The organism is Paraburkholderia fynbosensis (assembly GCF_902859935.1).
Classification (GTDB): domain Bacteria; phylum Pseudomonadota; class Gammaproteobacteria; order Burkholderiales; family Burkholderiaceae; genus Paraburkholderia; species Paraburkholderia fynbosensis.
Map to the genome: position 1 here is coordinate 21,225 of NZ_CADIKI010000007.1, position 19,805 is coordinate 41,029.

The following is a 19,805-nucleotide window of genomic DNA, read 5'->3' on the forward strand; positions in this document are numbered from 1 at the left end:
GTTGCGCGCCGCCCGCTTTTCGGAACGGACGGCAGGGCGGTGCGCGCGGTTCCGCCCGGGCTTCTGTCGCTCGTGGCCGCAAACGGCTAACATCACACACCGAATCAGCCTAACGAGGAGTTTCGCATGGCGCGAAAGGTGCGATCGATGCAAAGCCGGGCCGCAGCAACGCGAGCCCGTCCGTGGCGGCAAACGTGCGTCTTGGTGCTCGCTGGCGCGGCCGCGCTGCTGCCGCTGCGGCAAGCGCAGGCCGCAATGAATTTCTGTGCGGCCCCCGCGTTGCAAACCAGCGAGCGCACCAACGCCGATCCCGGCGTGAAGGCACTCGTGAACAACGTGCAAACGCATCTGAACGAGCAGCCGCACGCGCTCACGAAGCTGCATACCGAGGGCACGCTGCCGCACGAGGGTATCTACGATCAGAGTGTCGAAGCGGAGAAGGATCTCGATCTGCTGCGCGACGCCGCGCTTGCCTGGCGCGCGACCAGCGACGACCGTTTTCTGAAGCTCGTCGACCGCCTGTTGTACGCGTGGGTGACGACTTATCAGCCGAGTTTCAATCCGATCGACGAAACCCATTTCGAAGGGCTGATCCTCGCCTACGACATGACCGCGAGCGCGTTGCCCGTGAAGACGCGCAACGCGGCAATGACGTTCCTGACGAAGCTCGCGAACGGCTACATCGCGCAGATCGACGCCCAACCGCGGCCGCTGAAAGGCACCTTCCGCAACAATTGGCAGAGCCACCGGATCAAGCTGATCGCGATGGCCGCGTTCACGCTCGACAACCGCAAGATGATCAATGCGGCGCAGCGTCTGTTCGTCGAGCATATCGGCGACAACATCGCGCCGGACGGCTCGACCATCGACTTCAGCGAGCGCGACGCGCTGCGCTATGTCACCTACGATCTGCAGCCGCTCGTGATGGCCGCGCTGGCCGCGCGCCGCCACAACCGCAACTGGCTGCAGGAGAAGGGCGCCAACGGCGCCACTTTGCTGGCCGCGCTCAACTGGCTGGCGCCATTCGCGTCCGGCAGTCAGACGCATGAAGAATTCGTGCATTCGAGCGTCCCGTTCGATGCAAAACGTCGCGAGGCCGGCTTGCCTGGCTACTCGGGTCCATGGGACCCGAAGAACGCGACGGAACTGTTTCACCTGGCTGCGCGTCTCGACGGACGCTTTACGCCAATCGCGCTACAGCTCGCACCGACGCCGCCCGCGTGGCTCGCCGTGTGTTTGCCGCTGCCGGCGCGCTAATATCTACTTATCAGCAGGGAGCAGTCAATGGCAGTCAGCGTGTTCGATCTCTTCAAAATCGGCATTGGTCCGTCCAGCTCGCACACGGTTGGGCCGATGCGCGCGGCGCTGATGTTCGTTCAAGGGCTCGAACGCGACGGACTGCTGGACGCGACCGCATCGGTGAAGGTGGATCTGTACGGATCGCTCGGCGCGACCGGCAAGGGCCACGGCACGGATCGCGGTGTGATGCTCGGCCTGATGGGCGACGCGCCCGACACCGTCGACCCGGACACGATCGCGCAACGGCTCGAAGCGGTGCGGGTGTCGCGCAAGCTGCCGCTGCTCGGCACGCACGACGTGCCGTTCGTGCAGAAGGATCACATCTCGTTTTATCGTCAGGCGTTGGCCGAGCATCCGAACGGGCTGAAGCTGCACGCGTTCGATGCGCAGGGCGAGACGCTGCGCGAGTCGACCTATCTGTCGGTGGGCGGCGGTTTCGTGGTGACAGCCGGCGCGCCGAACACGAAGGTGCTGAGCGCCGTCGATCAATTGCCGCACTCGTTTCGCACCGGCAATGAATTGCTCGCCCTGTGCGCATCGACCGGCAAGAGCATCGCTCAGTTGATGTGGGACAACGAGCGCGTCTGGCATACCGAAGAAGAGACGCGCGCCGGCTTGCTGAAAATCTGGGACGTGATGCAATCGTGCGTCGCGCGCGGCTGCGGCATCAACAATCCCGACGCCGACGGCAACTTGCCCGGGCCCTTCCAGGTGAAGCGTCGTGCGCCGCAGTTGTATCGCGCGCTGTCCGGCAATCCTGAACTCGCGCTGCGTGATCCGTTGTCGATGATCGACTGGATCAACCTCTATGCGATCGCGGTCAATGAAGAAAACGCCGCGGGCGGGCGCGTCGTCACCGCGCCGACCAACGGCGCCGCCGGCATCATTCCGGCCGTGCTGCATTACTACACGCGCTTCATGCCGGGCTCGAACCAGCAAGGCGTGATCGACTTCCTGATGACGGCGGCGGCCATCGGCATTCTGTACAAGCTCAACGCGTCGATTTCCGGCGCGGAAGTGGGCTGCCAGGGCGAGGTGGGCGTGGCCTGCTCGATGGCGGCGGGCGCGCTGGCCGCCGTGATGGGCGGCACACCGAAGCAGGTCGAGAACGCCGCGGAAATCGGCATGGAACATAACCTTGGACTGACCTGCGATCCGGTCGGCGGGATGGTGCAGATTCCGTGCATCGAACGCAATGCGATGGCGTCGGTGAAAGCGGTCAACGCAGCGCGCATGGCGTTGCGCGGCGACGGCAGCCACTATGTGTCGCTCGATTCCGTGATCAAGACCATGCGCGAAACCGGCGCGGATATGAAGACCAAGTACAAGGAAACCTCGCGGGGCGGGCTGGCGGTGAATATCGTCGAGTGTTGATCACACTCATTCATTGCACATGACGACGCGGGCCAAGGCCCGCGTTTTTCATTTGCGTGCTCACGGCCTTCGCTTCAGGTTTGCGCTTCGTCGGACAGGACAGTTGCGCTGCACCATGACAGCGCACGCGCGCTCGGCGTAAGCTGTCGAAGCGCCCATCGGCCGGCACCTCACGTTGCGTCGATGCGGCACTATCCGACCGCACTCACGTACTGCCTGGAGGCTTCTTCGCAATGTCGCAGCCGAATGCTCCCGTTTCAGATCCCAACCTTGCTCGCACGACCGGTGCGCGTCTCGTCGTCGATGCTTTGCTTACGCATGGCGTCGAACGCGTTTTCTGCGTTCCCGGCGAAAGTTTTCTCGCTGTGCTCGATTCGCTGCACGACGAGACCGGACGCATCCAGACCATTGTGTGCCGCCACGAAGCCGCCGCGGCGAACATGGCGGAAGCGGTCGGTAAACTGACCGGCCGCCCGGGCGTCGCGCTCGTCACGCGCGGGCCGGGCGCGACGCACGCGTCAATCGGCGTGCATACCGCGTTTCAGGATTCCACACCGATGATCCTGCTGATCGGTCAATGCGCACGCGAGCATCTCGACCGCGAGGCGTTTCAGGAAATCGACTATCGGCGCATGTTCGGCCAGATGGCGAAGTGGGTCGCGCAAATCGACGACCCGAAACGTATTCCCGAATATCTGAGCCACGCGTTTCACACGGCGACCTCCGGGCGACCGGGGCCCGTCGTGCTGTCGTTGCCGGAAGACGTGCTGAGCGATGCATGCGATGCCGTGGCCGGCGTGCCGGCTTATCAACGCGTGGCGGCGTCGCCCTCGGCCGCACAGATCGACAAGCTGCGTGAGTTGCTCGAAGGCGCGCAGCGGCCCATGGTGATCGCGGGCGGCAGCGGCTGGACGCTGGCCGCATGCGCAGACTTGCGGCGCTTCGTCGAGAACTGGCAACTGCCGGTCGGCCTCGCGTTCCGCTTTCAGGACACGCTCGACAACGAGCATCCGAACTACGCGGGCGATGTCGGCCTCGGCATCAATCCGGCGCTAGCGCAGCGCATCCGCGATGCCGACGTGTTGCTGGTGCTTGGTCCGCGCATGGGCGAAGCGACGACGAACGGCTACACGCTGCTCGACATTCCGAAGACGAAGCAGACGCTCGTGCACGTGCATCAGGGCGCGGAAGAGTTGGGGCGTGTGTATGTCGCGGATCTGCCGATCGTGTCCGGCATGCCAGAACTGGCTGCGGCGCTGGCGGCGTTGCAGCCAGCGTCCGGCCAGCTGGCGTGGGCCGGCGCGGCCGAGGATGCGCATCGCGCCTATCTCGAGTGGCGCAAGCCGCGCCCGATTCCCGGCGACGTGCAAATGGGCGAAGTGATCCAGCAACTGCGCGCGCATCTGCCCGCCGACGCGATTCTCACAAACGGCGCGGGCAATTACGCGACGTGGCTGCACCGGCACTTTTCATATCGGCACTACCGCTCGCAACTCGCGCCGACGAGTGGCGCGATGGGCTACGGCGTGCCTGCGGCAATCGCGGCGAAGTCGCTGTATCCGCAGCGCGCGGTCGTTGCGCTCGCCGGCGACGGCTGCTTCATGATGGCCGCGCAGGAACTCGCCACGGCGATGCAGTATGACCTTCACGTGCTGTTCATCGTCGTGAACAACAGTCACTTCGGCACGATCCGGATGCACCAGGAGCGGCATTATCCGAACCGCGTGCATGGCACCGGGCTCACGAATCCGGACTTCGCGGCGTTCGCGCGGTCGTTCGGCGCGCATGGCGAGACGGTGGAGCGGACCGAGGATTTTCTGCCGGCCTTGCAACGCGCAATGAATGCGCAGCGCGCGGCGGTGATCGAGATTCGCATGCCGCAGGAAGCGAGCACGCCGGGCGCGACGTTGGAGCAGATTCGCGAGCAGGGGAGGAAGATGCGTGGGGAGTAGGGGGACTTTTGCGCAGAGCAGTCGAAACAACTACTCCATAAAAAAACCCCGCCGAAGCGGGGTTTTCTTTGACTTCCGCCGTCAAAGCAAGCAACAAATGCCGCTTACTTCCCGCCCACGCTTTGCAGCGTCGTCCACTTGCCGTCGACCACCTTGTACAGCGTGATGCCGCCGTTCTTCAGATCGCCGCGGCTGTCATACGCGAGATTCGACGACGTCACCGCCGGCATCGAGGTCTTCGCGAGCACCGGCAGGTACTTCGCCGGATCGGTCGAGTTCGCGGTCTTCATCGCCGCGAACATCGCCATTGCGCCGTCGTAAGCGTACGGCGAGTACGTTTGCACGTCTTCGTTGAAACGCTTCTTGTACTTCGCGACGTAGTCCTTGCCGCCCGGCATTTCTTCCAGCGGCAGGCCGGCAAGCGATGCCACCGTGCCGTTCGCCGCGTCGCCCGCGAGCTTGATGAAGGTCGGCGTGTGAACCATTTCGCCGCCCATCAGCGGCGCCTTCACGCCGAGTTGCTTCATTTGCTTGACCATCGGCGCCGCTTGCGAATCCGCGCCGCCGTAATAGATCAGGTCCGGGTTCGCCGACTTCAGCTTGGTCAGGATCGACTTGAAGTCGACAGCCTTGTCGTTCGTGTATTCGCGATCGACGATCGTCGCGCCCGAAGCCTTCGCCGCCTTTTCGAACTGATCGGCGAGACCTTGGCCGTAAGCCGTGCGGTCATCGACGATCGCGATCTTCTTCATGCCGAGGGTCTTGACCGCGAACGTACCGGCGACCGAACCTTGCTGCGTGTCGGACGTCATCATGCGGAACGTGGTCTTGAAGCCTTGCTGCGTGTATTCCGGCGCCGTCGCCATTGCGATCTGCGGGATGCCTGCGTTCGCGTAGATGCGCGAAGCCGGGATCGTGGTGCCCGAATTGAAGTGACCGAGCATGCCCTTGATACCGTCGTCCACCAGCTTCTGCGCAACGGTCGTGCCGGTGCGCGGGTCAGCCTGGTCGTCGGCCGAATCCAGCACGAAGCGAACCGGCTTGCCGCCAATCACCGGCTTGGTCGCGTTCATCTCTTCCACTGCCAGCGTGATGCCGTTCTGGAAGTCCTTGCCGTAGTGAGCCTGTGCGCCCGTCATCGGACCGGCGAAACCCACCTTCACGTCTTCCGTCGATTGTGCGTTGGCCGTCCCCGCCAGCGACATTGCTGCAACCAGCGCTGCGCCTGCCAGCTGTTTCATCTTGTGTTGCATAGCTTCTCCTTGGTACCAGGTGTAGATGGAGCGATATCGGGGTCGCCGTACCGCTTCCGTTTTATTGAAGGGATCAATGAGGTTCGCTCAACCGATCGTCATCAAATTCGCATTGCCGCCTGCCGCCGCCGTATTCACGCTGACCGAGCGTTCGGTCAACAGACGCTCGAGCGCGTAATCCTCTTCGCCGCTTTCCAGCGCGCGCGCCGCGACGCCCTGCACCGAGACGATCGGCCCCGGACGCTTCGCGACTTCCTTAACCAGCGCCAGCAGTTCGTCACTGTCGCCTTCGAACAGCACGGCATCGAACGGCGTGTCGGCGCTCTTCTTCACGCTCGCGTACGACTTCAGCGACGCGGGCAGTTGCGACACCAATTGTTCACCCGCCGCGCCTTCGAACAGCGCACGATTTCCCGTAGCCAGCGCGGCGGCAAACTGCACGCGCGCACCGCTCTGCGTCGACGCGACACACAGCACCGTGCCGCGCGCGCCCAGCGTGTAGGTATTGCGCTCGCCGGTGGGCCCCGACAACACCGCGGTCGCGCCCGCCGGCACATGCGACAGATAACCATCGCAGCGAGCGGCCAGTTGCGGCTGGCGCTCGGCGATCAGCCAGTCACGCAGCGCGGTCAACGCAGCGGACGGATTGTCGCCGTTTTCGGCGGCTTGCGGTACATCCGCGACCAACGCCTTCTCGAGCGACTTCGGCAAACCTGCCGGACGCGTCGCGAGCAATCGCTGCAGATACAGCGCGCCGCCCGCTTTCGGACCGGTGCCCGACAGACCTTCGCCACCGAACGGCTGCACACCCACCACCGCGCCGATCACGTTGCGGTTCACGTAGATGTTGCCGACGTGCGCGCGGCTGATCACGTGAGCGATCGTTTCATCGATCCGCGTGTGGATGCCGAGCGTCAGGCCGTAGCCGGTCGTGCGGATCTGTTCGAGCAGCTTGTCGAGCTGGCTGCGGCGATAACGCACCACGTGCAGCACCGGGCCGAACACTTCGCGTTTCAGTTCGTCGATGCTGTCGAGTTCGATCAGCGTCGGCGGCACGAAGGTGCCTTGTGCGCAGCCTTCCGGCATCGGCAGTTGTTCGACCTTGCGGCCTTTGTCGCGCATCGCCGCGACGTGCGCGTCGATGCCGCGTTTCGCGTCCAGGTCGATCACCGGGCCGACGTCGATCGACAGGCGGTCCGGATTGCCCACCGCCAGTTCGCGCATCGCGCCCGTCAGCATTTCGAGCGTGCGGTCGGCGACGTCGTCCTGCAGACAAAGAACGCGCAGCGCGGAACACCGTTGACCGGCGGAGTCGAACGACGATTGCAGCACGTCCGCGACCACCTGTTCGGCGAGCGCCGACGAATCGACGATCATCGCGTTCTGGCCGCCGGTTTCGGCGATCAGCGGAATCGGCTTGCCGTCCGGATCGAGCCGGTTCGACAGCGTCTTGTTGATCAGGCGCGCGACTTCGGTCGAGCCGGTGAACATCACAGCACGAGTGCGCGGGTCGGCCACCAACGCCGCGCCGACCGTTTCGCCGTCGCCCGGCAGCAGTTGCACGGCGCCCGCCGGCACCCCGGCTTCGCGCAGAATCCGCACGGCTTGCGCGGCGATCAGCGGCGTTTGTTCAGCAGGTTTCGCGAGCACGGTGTTGCCGGCTGCCAGCGCCGCCGCCACCTGGCCCATGAAAATCGCCAGCGGGAAATTCCACGGGCTGATACAGACCACCGGCCCCAGCGGACGGTGCGTGTCGTTCGAGAACTCGTCGCGGATCTGCGTGGAGTAATAGCGCAGGAAGTCGATCGCCTCGCGGATTTCCGCGACCGCGTTCGCCAGCGACTTGCCGGCTTCGCGCACCACCAGACCCATCAGCGTATGCATCTGCGCTTCGAGCAGATCGGCGGCCCGCGCGAGGCAATCGGCCCGTGCGTCGACCGGCGTTGCTTGCCAGATCGGCGCCGCGGCCACTGCATGCGCGAGCGCGGCGCTCACGTGCTCCGGCGTCGCTTCGACGACCGTACCGACCAGGTCACGCTGGTCCGCCGGGTTGCGCACGTCGCGCGCGGTGCCCACGGCGATCTCGTTGTCTTCGAGCATCGGCGCGGCGCGCCACGGATGATGCGCGCTCGCCAGCAACGCCGACGACAACGACGCGAGGCGATGCTCGTTCGACAGATCGAGGCCCATCGAATTGAGACGCTCGGCGCCGTACAGATTGCGCGGCAACGGAATCTTCGCGTGCGGCGCGCCGAGCGGCACGATCTTCGACGCTTCGTCGACCGGGTCGGCGATCAGGTCCTTGATCGCGACGCTTTCATCGGCGATGCGGTTCACGAACGACGTGTTCGCACCGTTTTCCAGCAGACGGCGCACGAGGTACGCGAGCAGCGTCTCATGCGTGCCGACCGGCGCGTAGACGCGGCACGGACGGTTCAGCTTGCCGGCGGACAGCGGGCCGGTGACTTCCTCGTACAGCGGCTCGCCCATGCCGTGCAGGCACTGGAACTCGTACTGGCCGGGGTAGTAGTTGTTGCCCGCGAGGTGATAGATCGCCGACAGCGTGTGCGCATTGTGCGTGGCGAACTGCGGATAGACCGCGTCGGGTGCGCCGAGCAGCTTCTTCGCGCACGCGATGTACGACACGTCCGTATAGATCTTGCGCGTGTAGACCGGATAGCCTTCGAGACCGTCCACTTGCGCGCGCTTGATTTCGGTGTCCCAGTACGCACCCTTCACGAGCCGCACCATGATGCGGTGACGGCTGCGGCGCGCCAGATCGATGATGTATTCGATCACGAACGGGCAGCGCTTCTGATAGGCCTGCACCACGAAGCCGATACCGTTCCAGCCGGCCAGCTCCGGATCGAAACACAGCGCTTCGAGCAGATCCAGCGAGATTTCGAGGCGGTCGGCTTCCTCGGCGTCGATATTGAGGCCGATGTCGTAGCGGCGCGCGAGGATCGCGAGCGAGCGCACGCGCGGCAGCAGTTCGCTCATCGTGCGTTCCTGCTGCGAACGCGAGTAGCGTGCGTGCAAAGCCGACAACTTGATCGAGATGCCCGGGCCTTCGTAGATGCCACGGCCGCCGGCGGCCTTGCCGATCGCGTGGATCGCCTGTTCATACGATGCGTAGTAGCGCTGCGCGTCGGCTTCGGTGGTGGCCGCTTCGCCGAGCATGTCGTACGAGTAGCGGAACCCGCGCGCTTCATATTTGCGGCTGTTGGCAAGCGCTTCGGAGATGTTCTCGCCGGTGACGAACTGCTCGCCCATCAGGCGCATCGCCATGTCGACGCCCTTGCGGATGAGCGGCTCGCCGCCCTTGCCGATCAAACGCGTCAGCGCCGACGAGAGACTCGTTTCGCTATTGGTCGTCACCAGCTTGCCGGTGATCATCAAGCCCCAGGTGGCGGCATTGACGAACAGCGACGGCGCCTGGCCGACGTGCGATTTCCAGTCGCCCTTGCTGATCTTGTCGCGAATCAGCGCGTCGCGGGTCGCGCGATCGGGGATGCGTAGCAGCGCTTCGGCGAGGCACATCAGCGCCACGCCTTCCTGGCTCGACAGCGAGAATTCGTGGATCAGTCCTTCGACGCCGCCGCCCTTGCTCTTGGTGCGCAGCGTTTCGACCAGCTTGCCGGCCATGGCCTGCACGTCGCCTGCGAGATTGGCCGGCAAGCGCGCCTGACCGAGCAGGAACGGCACGCACTCAGGCTCCGGTCGGCGGTATGCAGCAGTGATCGCCGCGCGCAGCACCGATTGCGGTTGCACGTTTTGCGCAAATTCGAGGAATGGATGTGACGCACCGTCTTCCTCCTGTTCGACCGCCGCGCCGTCGGCCAGATCCGCCGAACCGTTCGCGCCCGACAATTCAGGCGGCAACTGGCCGTGCTCGATTTTCTCGAGATATGCGAAGATCGCCTGCTTGATCAGCCAGTGCGGAGTGCGTTCGAGGCGGGTGGCGGCATCTTTCAGCCGGGAACGCAGGAGGTCGTCGACCTTGACGCCAAGGGTGGTGCTAGCCATGTTTCCTTCTTCGGATACCAGACGAATGCCTGGTGAAAGACTAAAAGTTGGCGAATCGTACGCCTCCAAATAAAAAGGTGCAACCAATTCCGCCGAAAGGTTGCACCCCTATGAAAGCCTTATGGGACATGGGTTTCCGGCCGACGGCGCCACTCGCGGCAACCCCCGTTGCGCTCAGTATTTTCCCTGGCCTGATTCTTTTTGCATTTGCCCTTATCAAATGATCCGGCGCGCCGTTATAGAGACATAGCGCGCGGCCTCAGGGCACGCAAAAAACGATACGGGGTTTTTGAGGACTGGCGAAATGGAAAAGTGGCTGGTGGTATTGGGCATCTGGGCGATGTGTGCGGCCTGCGCGGTACTGTTCATTCGGGGCGCGACGGCGGGGTCGAGCAAGCGCATCGTCTCCAAAGGGGGCGCACACGCGGCATCGCACGCATCTTCGGGAGATACGCGAGCCGCTTTGAACGACTGAGCCGCACGGGCGGCGTCCCGGGCTAGTGCGAGTGGCAGAGCGGTGCTAGCTGCCGCCGGGTGTGGATTGGCCGGCACGCGTCACCGGGCTTAAACCTCGACGCGAGGTCGAGGCACGCGTCAACGCGAGGGGTGCGGCTCGAACTGCGCGCAGACATCGCCCGGTGAAACCAGTTGGTCATGCAGGCGGCACAGCCGGCTATCCGCGACGCTTGCGCCGAACCCCGAACTGAACACCGCGAGTCCCGGAATGCTTTGCTCGAGCGAATGCCGATCCTCGGCGCGGTGCCGACAGTCGGCGCAGCGCGGCGCGCACGCCGGGTGGTGCGGGTCCGCGGTCCTGTCGACGTGCTCGGCGCGGTGTGCCACGAGCCTCACCCGAGACTGTTCCAGTACGCCGCGAACACATGCGCGGACAGCAGGTAGCCGGTGACGATATTGATCACCACTCCCGCCGTGAACGCGAGGAACGGCTTCAGGCCGGTCGCCGAAAGCGAGCGCAGGCGTGTCGTCAGGCCGATGCTGAGAAAACAGAACGTGAACGCCCAGGTGCGCAATACGGTAATCGGCGCGACAAACTCGGGCGTGACGATCTTGCGGTAATCGGCCAGCGAATAGTGACTCGCGATCCACGTCACCAACGCGGACGCGACGACAAAGCCAATCACGAATTTCGGAAAACGCGCCCAGATTTCGCCGGCATTCGGCTTCGCTTTGACGCCGCTATCCTGGGACTCCCAGCGCGTCGTCGCGACGATCGCCAGTACGAACGCCCAGATGCCGATCCAAATATCGCGGCCGACCACCTTCATCAGCGTGAACGCCTGCAGCGACGCCTCCGGCGCGCCGGCAATCGCGCCGCCCGCGTGCCTCGCAAAGTCGCCGTAGGCCTGTGCGGCGGCGATGCCTGCGGCGTCCGCGAATTCCGAGGTGCCGATCCACGCGCCCGCGACCGCCGTGGATAGTCCGAGCGAGCGCGACGCGAACGGCAGCACGAAGATCATCACGATCGCCCACAGCACCACCAGCGTAATCGCCACCGACGCCTGTTCGCGCTTGGCCCGCACCGCGCCGGCAATCGCGATCGCCGCCGACACGCCGCACACCGCGCCGCCCACGCCGAGCACGGCGGCAAAGCGCCGGTCGAGTCCGAACGCCCTGGCGGCGAAGAAGATCACGAAGAACGTCACGAGCGACACGATGGTCGCCTGCGCGACCGCCACCGGTCCGGCCCAGACCAGCAACGTGAACGGCAGCGTCGCGCCAAGCAGCACGATGCCGACCTTGATGTAAAACTCGACCCGCAAGCCCGCGGAAAACCAGTCGGGCAAGGTCAACACGTTCGAGATCAGCAATCCGAGCGCGAGCGCCACCAAGGGCGGCTCCAAGTTGTACTTCGACGCATTGACCCACGCGCCCAGCGTAAAAATCAGCGCCGAGGCGATGAAAAGAATCAGGAACGCCGCGAGGAAGGCGCCGACACGCTGCTTCAGCAACGCGAGACTTGCGCCGAACAGCAGCGCAAACACGATGAACAACGCCATGTAGTTCGGTAGATGCGTGCCGAGGTCCTGCGCGGCCTGGCCGATGCTCGACCATTTGGCCGGCGCCACCGCCAGCCACTTGATGCTGCTGCCCGACGCGAACAGCGCCCAGGCAATCACGATCACGAGCAACCCGACCCACACGGCCAGCCAGTCTTCTGTCTGCAGGAGTCCGCCGCCGTGCGTGCCTTGGCGCTTGGCGGGGGTCGCGCCGCTCGGCACAGTCTGGTTGGTGTCGCTCATCACAATGCCCGAGGAAGTTGAGGTGCATCGGCGCGGGGATATTGGAGTTTTGCCTCAATATGCGCCGATTCGGCGAATATAGGCGAGCAGCGTCGCAAAACGAAACGACCATTCGCTCTATGAATATGACCTGAAGAAGTAATGCGGGCCGCCGACTGGCGGCCGACGTCAGATGTCGAGCGGATCGACTTCGAGATTCCAGCGCAGCACGCCTTTCAGGCCGCGCAGCAGCGGCTGCCACGCGCGCAGCGTGGCCTGCAGTGCCGCCCGCGATGCGCTTTCGATCAGCAGTTGCGCGCGATGCACATGCATCACCTTGACGATCGTCAGCGGCACGGCGTCGTAGACGGTCACGCGCTCGGCGGCCGGGATGCCGGTCAGTTCGGCGGCGGCCTGCTGCAGAAAGGCGAGCGCGGCCTCCAGCGTGCGACCCTCGGCACGCAGCAACGCCTGATAGACGAACGGCGGCAGGTGCGCGTCGCGCCGCTCGGCCAGCGTCGAGTTGGCAAAACCGACGTAGTCGTGGCGGCCCAGCGCGTGGTACAGCGCGTGGCGCGGATAACGCGTCTGCACCAGCACTTCGCCAGGCAGACCGGCTCGGCCCGCCCGGCCGCTCACCTGCATCAATTGCGCAAACAGCCGCTCGCTCGCGCGGAAATCGTGGGAGAACAGCGCGGTGTCGGCATTGAGCACGCCGACCAGCGACACGCGCTGGAAATCGTGCCCCTTCGCGATCATCTGCGTGCCGACGAGGATATCGACCTCGCCCGCGTGGACATCGGAGAACAGCGCCTGCGCGCTGCCTTTGCGGCGCGTGCTGTCGGCATCGATGCGCAGCACACGGGCGCCGGGCACCGCGCTCGCCAGCGTTTCCTCGACGCGCTGGGTGCCGCGCCCCATCGGCGCGATATCGACGTTGCCGCACTCCGGACAGGAACGCGGAATGCGCGACTCCCAACCGCAGTGGTGACAGCGCAGCGCGCGCTCGGGCTTGTGCAGGACGACGTAGGCGCTGCAGCGCGGACAGCCCGCGACCCAGCCGCACGCATCGCAGGCGAGTTGGGGCGCGTAGCCGCGCCGGTTCAGGAACACGAGGCTCTGCTCGCCGCGCTCGAGCCGCGCCTTTAGCGCGGCAATGAGCGGGCCCGACAAGCCTTCCACCGACGCCCGCCCGCGCCGGCGCTCCTCTTCGAGATCGATCAGCCTGACGGTGGGCAACACGGCGTCGGCTACGGCCCGGCGCGACAAGGTGAGCCGTTTGTAGCGCCCCTGGTCGGCCTGCCACCAGCTTTCGAGGGACGGCGTCGCCGAGCCGAGTACGACCGGCAGACCCAGTTGCTTGGCCCGGTAAATCGCCAGATCGCGCGCCGAATAGCGCAGACCTTCCTGCTGCTTGTACGCCGGATCGTGCTCCTCGTCGACGACGATGATCGCGAGCTTCGGCAGCGACGCCAGCACCGCGAGGCGCGTGCCGAGCACGATGCGCGCGCGCCCGGTATGCGCGGCGAACCAGTGGCGGGCGCGTTCGCCTTCCGCGAGGCCGCTGTGCAGCGTGACGATCGACGTGCCGTTCAGCGCGGCGAAGCGCGCGCGGAAGGCCGCCTCGAATTGCGGCGTCAGATTGATCTCCGGCACGAGGACGAGCGCTTGGGCGTCGGGCTTCGCGGCAAGAATCTCGGCGAGCGCGCGCAGATACACCTCGGTCTTGCCGCTGCCCGTCACACCGTGCAGCAGGAACGGAGCAAAGCCGTCCGCGTCGCGAATCGCTTCGACGGCGGCCGTCTGCTCGTCCGTGAGCGTGGGGAGCACGGGCGCAGCCGCGTCGGGCGACGCCGGAGCGGCCTGCACCTCGGCAGCCTCGATGATGTCGAGCGCCACCCAGCCTTGCGCTTGCCATACTTCGAGATTCGCAAGCGCTTTGGGGTGGAGCGCGCGAGCGTCGGCGGCCAGCAGGAAGTCGGCGCCGGCGAGCGACTGCGCGAGCTTTCGCAAGGCGCTCGCGCGGGCAGGCAAGGCGTCGGGCAACGCGGCCCGGCCTTCAGGCGTGAGGCTATAGCGCTCCTGCGGTGCGAACAGGCGCGACCAGCGCGACGCATCGCGCAACGCTTGCGGCAACGCCGGCAAGGCCACCTCACCGAGGCCGCGCTGGTAGTAGTCGGCGGCGAACGCGCTCAGCCTCAACCATTCCGCCGACACCGGCGGACACGCGGTGCATAAGCCGCTGACCGAGCGCAGGCGGTTCGCCGGCACGTCGCTGTGAGCGGTCACTTCGCAGACGAGCCCGACCACGTGCCGCTTGCCGAATGGCACGCTGATGAGCATGCCTGGCGCGACGGGCTCAGATGCGTCGTATCGGTAGTCGAACAGGGTCGGCAGCGGATGATCCAGCGCGACGCGAACGAAGACCTCGCTCACGCGGTCGCACGACATGGGAGTGCCGACGCGACGTGACGCCACGTCGCCACGCACATTGGAGAAGCAGAGCGCCGATCGAAGTTAAAGTAAAACTTCAATAACAGCGCTAAGTTTTGGATTCCGCTGAACAATTGCACTCGATCCGCTGGCCTGTGGATAACTTTGTTGAAAACTTCGCCCGGACGGGCCGCGAAGCGCGCCGCGGCGGCCTTCTGTGGGGTATCGCACATTTCGTCTGGCGCCCGTCAAACCCTTGCCTGACAAGGGTTGGATCAAATGCGCAGGCACTGTGCAAGGGTCGGGAGATGACGAAAGGTTCTACTGCGCCGCAACGTGGCAAATGTGCATAAGTCAAGTCTTGACAATCGCGAGACCGCCAACTGACGGCCCACGGACAGCAATTCTCCCCTTAGGCCCGGAGCCCACTTCGCTGCGCCGCAACAAAAATGGTAACGATTACGGCCTCAGGTTAGTGCATGCGCGCCGCTGCGAATCGCGCGGCTGTGACGATGCACTTCGTCTACCAGCTCCGCCACGTTTTCCGGCGGCGTGAACTGCGAGATACCGTGCCCCAGATTGAAGACGTGGCCCGGATGATTGCCGAAGCTCTCGAGTACCGCGCGCGCTTCCATGCGAATCGAAGCGGGCGGCGCAAACAGCACCGAAGGGTCGATATTGCCTTGTAGCGCGACCTTGCCGCCCACGCGCTCGCGAGCTTTGCTCAGGTTCACGGTCCAGTCGAGACCGACCGCATCCACGCCGATCTCGGCTATCTCGTCGAGCCACAGACCGCCGCCCTTCGTGAAGGTAATCACCGGCACTTTCTCGCCGTCGTGATCGCGCTTCAACTGGCTCACCACCTGCTGGATGTACTGCAGCGAAAAGCGTTGATATACACCGTCCGCCAGCGCCCCGCCCCACGTGTCGAAAATCATCACGGCTTGCGCGCCGGCTTCGATCTGCGCGTTCAGGTAGGCCGCGACCGAACGTGCGTTGACGTCGAGGATCCGATGCATCAGATCCGGACGTGCATAAAGCATCGACTTGACGGTGCGGAAGTCCGCCGACCCGCTGCCTTCGACCATGTAGCAGGCCAAGGTCCATGGGCTGCCTGAAAAACCGATCAGCGGCACGCGTTGGCGGCCTTGCGCGTCCGTGAGCGCGGTGCGAATTTCGCGAACGGCGTCGGTCACGTAGCGCAACGCGGCGTCGATGTCCGGCACCGCGAGGCGCGCGACGTCGTCTTCCGTGCGCACCGGGCGGGCGAACCTGGGCCCCTCGCCGGTCACGAACTCGAGTCCGAGGCCCATGGCGTCGGGGACGGTCAGGATGTCGGAGAACAGGATCGCGGCGTCGAGCGGGTAACGATCGAGCGGCTGAAGCGTGACCTCCGTCGCGAACGCCGGACTTTTTGCAAGAGCAAGGAAACTGCCCGCGCGACCCCGCGTGGCATTGTATTCCGGCAGGTAGCGACCAGCCTGCCGCATCAGCCAGATCGGCGTGTAGTCGGTCGGCTGGCGCAGCAGCGCGCGCAGGAAGGTGTCGTTCAGGAGTTTATGGGCCACGTTTCGTACGACTGAGGGCAAAGGAGCATTTTACCGGAGCGCGCTCGCCCCATCGCGCCTGACGCGACCAATAACTGTCCGGCCGCATGGCAGCGACAGTTTTCCCTGGACGCCCGCAGCATGTCATCCTGGCTGAATGGCCGATGTTCAAGCCAGCTTCACCAAGCTACTATCGGACCGTCTTACCAGACAATTACATACAAAGGACAAGGACACTCGATGAACAAGCTAGTAGTTGCCATCCTCGGCGCCGTCGCCGGTGTTTTGATGCACGTGGGCGTAGCCGGTGCGCAGACCAATCCCGCCGCGCCCTCCAGGCTCGACGAAATTCTTAGCCGCGGCACACTGCGCGCCTGCACGACCGGCGACTACAAACCATATTCGTTCTACAAAGGGGACGGCCAGTTCGAAGGCATCGACATTGACATGACGGAGTCGCTCGCCAAATCGCTCGGCGTGAAGGTGGAGTTCGTCAAGACGTCATGGTCGAACCTGATGAACGACTTTGTCTCGAAATGCGATATCGGTGTGGGTGGGGTGTCACCTACGCTTGAGCGGCAAAAGCGCGCGTTCTTCACGCAGGCCTACATGATCGACGGCAAGACGCCCATCGTGCGCTGTGACGACGTAAGCAAGTATCAGACTGTCGCGCAAATCGACCAGCCATCGACGCGCGTGATCGTCAATCCGGGCGGGACCAACGAGCGTTTCGCGAAGCAGTACTTTGCGCATGCGAACCTGAGCGTCTATCCCGACAACGTGACAATTTTCAAGCAGATCCTTGCCGGGAAGGCCGACGTGATGGTGACGGACGCCTCGGAAACCTTGTTGCAGCAGAAGCTGAATCCGGGTCTTTGTTCCGTGCACCCGGACAAGCCGTTCCAGTACGGCGAGAAAGCCTGGCTGCTGCCGCGCGGCGATGTGGCTTTCCAGCAGTATGTCGACCAGTGGCTGCACCTTGCGCGGGCGACCGGCGAGTATCAGGGCATTTCGGATAAGTGGTTGAAATGAACTAAGTAGCTGACCGTTGCCAATTAGTTCTGGCGGCGGCCGCCATCGTGTAACGAACCTCGTCCGGTTTAAGCCAAAGCCTAATAACGACACGGAATGGTTAATTTTGCGAATTGACCCCAGCGGACGCGATTCAAAAGATTAATGTGTTGCTTTGCAACACTTCAATCCCGGGCTTAGTACGAAATTTCCCGCAGCTTGGGAAACGCTGTAACACGGGAGATTTTGCTTATAAAGGATGCGCATGCAACCATTTCATGCGGAATCGACTGAACAATTTACGCCGCAATATGCGACACGAATAGCATCAATCATGCGTATGAAGTTGCGAGCCAGTCATCAGTAAAAATTACGTTTCGAGCGTCCGGACTTGGCAATTAGTCCCGCAGCGCCTTATCTGGCGGGCGTTACAACCTGAAACACTTTGTTACCGCGCCGCCAGAGTAATTCGCCCACAATGCCTCAACGGTTTCAACACGGATGTGGCTGGGTGCATGGTGTGAGCGGATACGATGCACTTGCCGGTCGGCCTATGCCGAAGCCCTGAGAAGGGGCATCCCTGCTGGGGCCGTATTCGGCGCAGGGTCGCCGTCTCAGGTGCTCCAACTTTGGTCTCCTCGCGCTAACCCCGTAGCGTGTGGTTTTTAGCGGGCTCCAGGCCCGCTTTTTTTTCGTCTCGCCAAACGTTTGCGCGCAAGACATCGCTCCGGCTTGCTTCTATTCAGGTCCGGTTCGCGAAGCGGACCAAACGGCTCTGGCTTCTGTTCGCGTCGAGCGGCGTTTGCCGTCAACAATTGCCAGCGCGGCTCTGCCCCAGCCGTCATGCCGTCTTGTCTTCCCGCAGCTTCAATTCGCTGATCATCCGTTCGCGCATGATGAATTTCTGCACTTTGCCGGTCACCGTCATGGGCAATTCGTCGACGAAACGGATGTACTTCGGCACTTTGTAGTGCGCAATTTGCCCCTGGCAAAACTGCTGGATCTCTTCGGCGCTCGCCTGCTCACCCGAGCGCAGCACGACCCACGCACAGACTTCTTCGCCGTACTTCGCGTCGGGCACGCCAAATACCTGCACGCTCTGGATTTTCGGGTGGCGGAACAGAAATTCTTCAATCTCACGCGGATAGATGTTTTCCCCTCCGCGAATCAACATGTCCTTCAATCGGCCCACGATGTTGCAGTAACCCTCGGCATCGAGCGTTGCCAGATCGCCGGTATGCATCCAGCCGTCGATCACGCTTTCGCGCGTCTTCGCCTCGTCGTCCCAGTAGCCCTGCATCACCGAGTAGCCCCGCGTGCACAGCTCGCCAGTCTCGCCCACCGGCACGATCTCGCCGAGCGGATCGACGATCTTCACCTCCAGGTGCGGCTGAATGCGGCCTACCGTGGTGGTGCGTTTGTCGAGCGGGTCCGTCGTCGAACTCTGGAACGATACCGGGCTGGTTTCCGTCATGCCGTACGCAATCGTGATCTCGCTCAGATGCATCTTCGAGACGACCTTCTTCATCGTTTCGATCGGGCACGGCGAGCCCGCCATGATGCCGGTGCGCAGTTGCGAGAAGTCGTAGCCAGCGAAGTCCGGGTGATCGAGCTCGGCGATAAACATGGTGGGCACGCCATGCAAGGCGGTGCACTTTTCTTCGGTCACCGCGGCGAGGGTCGCGGCGGGGTCGAAGCCCTCGCCTGGAAACACCATATTCGCGCCGACCGACACGCACGCGAGCACCGACAGCACCATCCCAAAACAGTGGTATAGCGGGACGGGAATGCATAAGCCGTCCTGCTCGGTCAGCCGCATCGCCATCGCGATGTAGCGCGCGTTGTTGACCACGTTGCTATGGGTTAGCGTTGCGCCTTTCGGATTCCCCGTCGTACCACTCGTGAACTGAATATTGATCGGTTCGTGGCATGTCAGCGTTGTGCCAAGGGCTTCGAGTTGCGCGGTGTCGAGCGTCGCGCGTCCCCGTTCAATCAGTTCGGAAAAGCTCATCATGCCAGGCGTTTCGGTATCGCACATGCGAATCACGTAGCGCAACTGCGGCAACCGTGCGGCGTGAAGTTCCCCCGGCGCCTGCGCCGCCAATTCGGGGGCAAGCTCCTGCAACATTTCGAGGTACATCGACGTCTTGAAACGCTCGGCGGCAATGACCGCCTTGCAGCCGACCTTGTTCAGCGCATATTCGAGTTCCGCGAGTCGATAGGCCGGATTGATGTTGACCAGCACCGCGCCGATCCGCGCGGTCGCGAATTGGGTGAGCAGCCACTCCACGCGGTTCGGCGACCAGATGCCAACGCGGTCGCCCTTCGCGATGCCGAGTGTGAGAAGCCCGGCCGCCAGCACGTCCACTTCATCTGCAAATTCCTTCCACGTCCAGCGAATACGCTGCTCGCGAAACACCACGGCCGGGCGGTCGGCAAAGCGTTTGGCCGTGTCGCGAAGAAACTGGCCGACGGTCGCTTCGCTCAACGGGATTTCGGTCGACCCGCGCACATACGACAGTCCGTCTTTGGGTTCGATGAGTGCACCTTCGCCTGACGCTTGCGTTGCCATGGTGTTGTCTCCGTGAGTCGAAGCTGGTCCGATTGAAATGAATTTGAAATCGATTGTGCCACCGGCGTGCGTTCTTACGGCATCAAGTCTTACCCGCA

The 19,805-nt window shown here is 63.8% G+C and carries 10 protein-coding genes; 4 read left to right on the forward strand and 6 right to left on the reverse strand.

Annotated elements, in window-relative coordinates:
• Positions 1-126 precede the first annotated feature (126 nt).
• The 3 genes from HV770_RS13255 to HV770_RS13265 all read left to right on the forward strand — a co-directional run bounded on the left by HV770_RS13255 (position 127) and on the right by HV770_RS13265 (position 4,625).
• Positions 127-1,257: an alginate lyase family protein gene (locus tag HV770_RS13255; protein WP_175160227.1), complete on the forward strand. Its 1,131-nt coding sequence runs from the start codon at positions 127-129 to the stop codon at positions 1,255-1,257.
• A gap of 27 nt (positions 1,258-1,284) precedes the next feature.
• A complete protein-coding gene (locus HV770_RS13260; protein ID WP_175160229.1) occupies positions 1,285-2,673 on the forward strand; it encodes an L-serine ammonia-lyase in 1,389 nt (462 codons plus the stop codon).
• Between the two features lie 233 nt (positions 2,674-2,906).
• Entirely contained in the window at positions 2,907-4,625 is a 1,719-nt protein-coding gene (locus HV770_RS13265) for a thiamine pyrophosphate-binding protein (RefSeq protein ID WP_175160231.1), read from the forward strand.
• A 104-nt stretch (positions 4,626-4,729) separates the two neighbouring features.
• On the opposite strand, the gene HV770_RS13270 is transcribed toward HV770_RS13265, so the two are convergent.
• The 5 genes from HV770_RS13270 to hemE form a co-directional block, all read right to left on the reverse strand.
• Entirely contained in the window at positions 4,730-5,878 is a 1,149-nt protein-coding gene (locus tag HV770_RS13270) for a branched-chain amino acid ABC transporter substrate-binding protein (RefSeq protein WP_175160233.1), read from the reverse strand.
• Positions 5,879-5,965: 87 nt separating this feature from the next.
• On the reverse strand, positions 5,966-9,904 hold the full coding sequence (gene putA / locus HV770_RS13275; RefSeq protein ID WP_175160235.1) for a trifunctional transcriptional regulator/proline dehydrogenase/L-glutamate gamma-semialdehyde dehydrogenase: 3,939 nt from the start codon (positions 9,902-9,904) through the stop codon (positions 5,966-5,968).
• An 848-nt stretch (positions 9,905-10,752) separates the two neighbouring features.
• On the reverse strand, positions 10,753-12,165 hold the full coding sequence (locus tag HV770_RS13285) for a YeiH family protein (RefSeq protein WP_175160239.1): 1,413 nt from the start codon (positions 12,163-12,165) through the stop codon (positions 10,753-10,755).
• Positions 12,166-12,333: 168 nt separating this feature from the next.
• A complete protein-coding gene (locus HV770_RS13290) occupies positions 12,334-14,595 on the reverse strand; it encodes a primosomal protein N' (RefSeq protein WP_175160241.1) in 2,262 nt (753 codons plus the stop codon).
• Positions 14,596-15,044: 449 nt separating this feature from the next.
• Complete coding sequence (gene hemE / locus HV770_RS13295; RefSeq protein ID WP_175160242.1) at positions 15,045-16,145, reverse strand: uroporphyrinogen decarboxylase; 1,101 nt, start codon at positions 16,143-16,145, stop codon at positions 15,045-15,047.
• Between the two features lie 219 nt (positions 16,146-16,364).
• Between hemE and HV770_RS13300 the strand changes: the two genes are divergently transcribed.
• On the forward strand, positions 16,365-17,156 hold the full coding sequence (locus HV770_RS13300; RefSeq protein ID WP_175160244.1) for a transporter substrate-binding domain-containing protein: 792 nt from the start codon (positions 16,365-16,367) through the stop codon (positions 17,154-17,156).
• 820 nt (positions 17,157-17,976) lie between these two features.
• Here the strand turns inward: HV770_RS13300 and HV770_RS13305 are convergent.
• Positions 17,977-19,707 carry an AMP-binding protein gene (locus HV770_RS13305; RefSeq protein WP_175160246.1) on the reverse strand — a complete coding sequence of 577 codons (1,731 nt, stop codon included), beginning with the start codon at positions 19,705-19,707 and terminating at the stop codon, positions 17,977-17,979.
• Positions 19,708-19,805 lie beyond the last annotated feature (98 nt).